At 74.1% G+C, this 4,545-nt stretch carries 1 protein-coding gene and 1 pseudogene; both read right to left on the bottom strand.

Going from position 1 to position 4,545, the window contains the following annotated elements:
* Window positions 1–1,511: pseudogene (locus EHS43_RS38020) on the bottom strand (hypothetical protein); the annotation flags it as partial.
* 266 nt (window positions 1,512–1,777) lie between these two features.
* The coding region (locus tag EHS43_RS46835; RefSeq protein WP_185806589.1) for a hypothetical protein at window positions 1,778–4,545 on the bottom strand (2,768 nt) is incomplete at its 5' end.

Genomic DNA, 4,545 nt, shown 5'->3' with positions numbered 1-4,545 from the left:
GTGTGTCCGGGGTCGGATGACGTGCGCGGTCTGCCGCTCGTCGGGGGCGGAGGCGTCTTCTCGCGCGGGGCGAGGGGTACCGGCGCGCTGAACGACGCGAAGCGGATCGTCCGCAGCCCGTGTCGTGCCGCCAGCGCGCGCAGTTCGCGACCGCCGTCGTGCGCGGTGCCGTGCACATGCAGCGTCACGCTCGCGCGCAGCGCGGGAGGCAGACCGGCCAGCAGGCCCGAAAGGGCAGGCCACAGGGACGAGTCGAGACGTTCGCCGGGCAGGCCGACCTCGATCAGCGGGCCGGACGGGCTCACCTGGCGGGCCGTGTGGGACAGAGGGGGGCCGTCGAGCGGGCCGACCCACAGGCCTGCTCGGGTCACCGTGACCTGCCACCGCTCGGACAGTGCGACCACGCCGTCCGCGGGCTGGGCGGCGCCGGGCACCGGCGTTGTCCAGCGCAGCAGGCGGGGGGCGGGAGCCGGTGCGGCGCCTCGGGCCGGCCGGCACAGGACGGCGTCGACGAAGGGCAGCCATCGCGGTGTCTGGTCGGCCCCGACCAGGACCGACTGCGCGGCGTACGTCCCCAGCGGGCGTCCGGCGGCGATGAGCGGCAGCCCCGTCATCACCTCCACCTCGGCGTCCAGCCGGTCGGCGACGGCCTGAGCCAGTGGCAGCAGGTCGCGCCGGCCACCGGGCGCGAGGCGTACGGCGGCCCTGATCTCTTCGGGGAGCGCGGCGATTACGTCGCCGACATCGTCCGCCAGGACGTCCTCGCCGTAGGGAACGCCGACCACGACCGCGAGTCGGCCGGGAGAGACCGGCACGGAGTGGTAGAGGTCGCCCGGCTTGGCGGGTGCCGCTCCGGCGGGCCGGATGAGGAGGCCCGCCGGGATCTGCTCGACGACGCAGCCGCTGTCCGTGCTCGCGGGCAGGGCACGCAGGGCGCTCTGCCAGGACGGGGCGGGGCTGCGCGGGCCCAGGGGTGTCGGCTGCGTCCGCGGGGCGAAGCGCCACCAGCCGCCGTCCGTCGGCGAGCCGAGCGGCGGCCCTGGCACGAAGAGCGTTCCGCCGGGCACGAGCAGGGGCGGCCCGTCCGGGGCCTCCACCGTGAGGCCCCAGGCGTCCGCGATCCGGCGTGCGGTGGCGGGCCGGTCCGCGCTGTCCCGGCCGGCGCCGGCCATGGCCAGCCGTACGGTGTCGGTGCCCGAGTCGCCGAGCGTGTCGAGCAGTTGGCTCAGGCGGGGCCAGAAGGAATCCGCCGCCACGCTCTCGGTGCCCGCGATCAGGGTCACGGTCGTGTCGTCCGAGCGCTGCCCCCGGGCCAGGTCACCGATGTCGGCCGGGCTCAGTGAGTCGTCCGAGGGGGAACGAAGGAGGAGCAGGCCGTCGTAGTCCTCCACCAGCACCTGGTCGGCCGCGTCCGCCGTGCCGTGGTGCGGCGCGGCGGTCGTCGGCCGGGCCCCGCCCGTGGCGGCCGGCCGGTCGCCACGGCGTCTGCCGAAGGAGCTCCAGCGCGTCATACCGCACCACTGGCGATCAGCGCCGTGGTCTTTGAGTCGGGACCGTGGTCGTGCTCGGTCACCGGCACATCCTCCCCCAGCACAAGACGCGTTCCATCCCTTCAGCCTCTCCAGCCTCTGCGAACACATTAGCCTCGATCGAACAGTCTGCGGTTGATACCTCAACCATGCTGTCCCTGATGGTTACTTGATCGTGTACACCCGGTGCCCCGCCGGCGCCCCACAGGCATCCCCGTATCCGGTCGACCGTCAAAAAGGCGCATCGATCAGCGAGTTGGCGCCACGGCGGGACGATAGACACCCCCGACCCGAGCCAGGACGATAACAGTTCCGTTCATTGGCCCGAACAGGCGTACCCCACCTTCGCGTTCGATGATCGTCAGCCTCACTCCCAGCTCCCGCGCGATCAGTTCGGCGACTGTTGCTGTGACGGTCTCGGTGTCGGGACCACGGTGTGCCGTCAGCCGCAGCAGCCGGTAGCGCTGCGGCAGGGAGAGGTCGACCTCCGTCACGGGTAGCGCGCTTCCACCGAGTTCGGCGAAGACGCTCTGCTCCGCGTTGAGCTGCACGCCGACTCGCGTGAGGTCCCGCGTGGACACCTCCCGAAGGCCTCCGTGCCAGTCCGGACCGGCGAGCAATGGTGCTCCGTCCGCGGCGTCGGGGGCGGCCAGCCGTTGCTCGGCCCAGCGGTGCAGGGCCTCGGGTCCGCCCTCGGCCGTCAGTGCGCGTATCAGCTCGCCGTCCGGCTGGGCCGGGTGCGGGAGGCCGGTCCGCACGGCGTGGATCAGGGCCTCGGCGAACCGGTCGCCCTCTCCGGGTACTTCATCCGGCTGAAGAGGTGTCCCGTCAAGAGTGAGCACACCCTCGGGACTCCAGACGGGCACCGACGGCGGGGCGGCCGCCCGGGTCTCGTCGCCGTCGGGAGCTGTGGCGTCCGCAGTCTCCTGCACCCCGGGCTGGACACCGGTCCCGGCGTCGAGGACACCGGTGGCCTGCGCGGCTGCCCGCAGGCGCGACAGCGTCGATGAGGTCAGCCCGCCCGTCAGGCGCCGCGTGTCGGCCTCGTCAACGCCGTGTCGGCGCAGGAGGGCCGCGAGCCGGTCGCGTGTCGTGCGGTCCTGGTCCGACAGTGCGGGCTGTGGGGCGGGGTCGTCCTGCGGCCGCGACCGTGGAGCCGGCGCACCGCCCGCGGGGTCGGCGGCCACCGGAGCCAGCGCCTCGTAGTGGTCGCGGCCGTTGTAGTGGACGTACACGGTGGGACCGGTGGCGTCCGGGGCGAGATCCATGACGGTGTGTCCCCCGTTCCCGCCCGGCTGGACGAGGACGAGCCGTACCCCCAGCCAACGGGACAGCAGCACGGGCGCGTCGTCGTAGAACGGGGTGTGCCACAGCGCCGGGGACGCAAGGGAGCGGGCGACGAGATCGCCGTATCCGAGGGCAGTGAACGCCCGCAGGGATGAGGGGACTTGGGCCCTGGCCTCCGGGGGCAGGGCCGCGCGGATCCGCAGCCACACCGCGTCCGCCCGCCTGCCGCCCGCGGGTGAGCGCAACAGGTTGAGGACGTCGGCGCGCAGGGTGTCGGCCTGGGCCCGCCTGCTCAGTTGCCGGGCGCGGGCCGGATCGGCCTGCCAAGGGTCGGCTGTGGCGGCAGGCAGGAGCTGCGCGACGGCAGCGGCCGGAAAGCCGGAGAGCAGCTCGCGTTCCCGTTCGTCGGCCGCGAGGACCCGCAGGTCGGCTTTGCGCTGCTCCTGCGCCAGTTGGCGCGTGATCCGGTCCCGTTGCTCGTCGGTCAGCCGGGGAGCCGTGCTGAGGCCGAGTACGCCCTGGAGGTCGGCGAGGTCGGGGAACAGATCCGCGACCAGCGTCTCCAGGGGGTCCTGGGTGGCGTGCAGGGCGCGCAGGTCTGCCGCGTCGCCGGAATCGGCGTACCAGTCGGCGAGATCGCCTCGCACCCCTTGCAGTGTGGTGGCAGAGCCCGGCGCCCGCCTGCCGTGGTGCTGGGCCGCCATGCTGTCCAGCACCGCGCGGAACAGGCAGTCCCCGTCGCCCGGCACCGGTCGTACGACGAAGGACCGGTCGTCGGCGTCGATCCGCCGCCCGGACGGCCCGGACGGCCCTGGCGGCGGGCTGGGCGGCGCGGGCGGGAGGAGGACGGGCGCGGACACGTCGGAGGGCTTGTGTTCGGACTGTGCCGTGTTCGCCCTGTCGTCGTTCGACCCATCGGTGCTCGACCCGTCGGCCTTCGCCCCGTCGGCCTTCGGTGACGGCGCGGCCTCGGTGCGGTCCGTCGTCTGCTCGGCGTCGGCCGGTGCGGTCGGCCCTGCGGGCCGGGCCACCCGGTAGTGGCGGTCGGTCAGGCTGAGGACCACCTGCGGGCGAGGTCGATCGGCGTCGTCGACCAGGCCGTGCAGACCGCGGCGTGCCGAACCGGTCGTGCCGCCTCCGGGCAGTGGTCCGCCGTCCGGGTCGAAGTGGTCGAAGCTGCCGTCGTCCCTGACGACGGTGACCCGGACGCCGAAGGTGCGCGCGGCGAGCATCGGCAGAAGGTCCGCGGCCGAGTGGTTCCAGCCACGCTCCGACTCTGCGTCACCGCGCCGCAGGAGCTGGGCGACAGCGAGCCCCGCGCGGGCCTCGGGGCTCAGGTCGGCGGCGTGCGGGATGTAGCCCAGGGCGTCGAACTCGCGGCGGGCGGGTGTGTCGGTGCCCAGGTCCACGCCCGCGGCGTCGAGGTCGCGCGCGCTGAAGGTGTCGGTGTCGTCGGGGGTCACGAAGGCCAGCAGGTCGACGTCGGCCGGGTCGGTCAGCCGGGCGGCGAGCCTGCGGCGCAGGGCGGGGACGGCGTCGGGGCCGGTGGCGTCGATGCCGACGGCGGCGAGCAGGCCCGGGTCGGCGTCGTCCAGTCCCTGGAGCAGGGCGTGGAAGAACGCGTCGCCGTCTCGTGGTACCTCGCCGAGGACGTAGGTCTGCTGTGTGGGTGAGATGAGCCGGGTGTGCGGTCCGGTGTCGTCCCGGGTGTAGCGGGGGCGCTCCGGGG

The organism is Streptomyces sp. RP5T (genome assembly GCF_003933965.1).
Lineage (GTDB): Bacteria > Actinomycetota > Actinomycetes > Streptomycetales > Streptomycetaceae > Streptomyces.
Note: the sequence above shows the minus strand (reverse complement) of the source record. Positions and strands in the feature narration are given on the sequence as shown.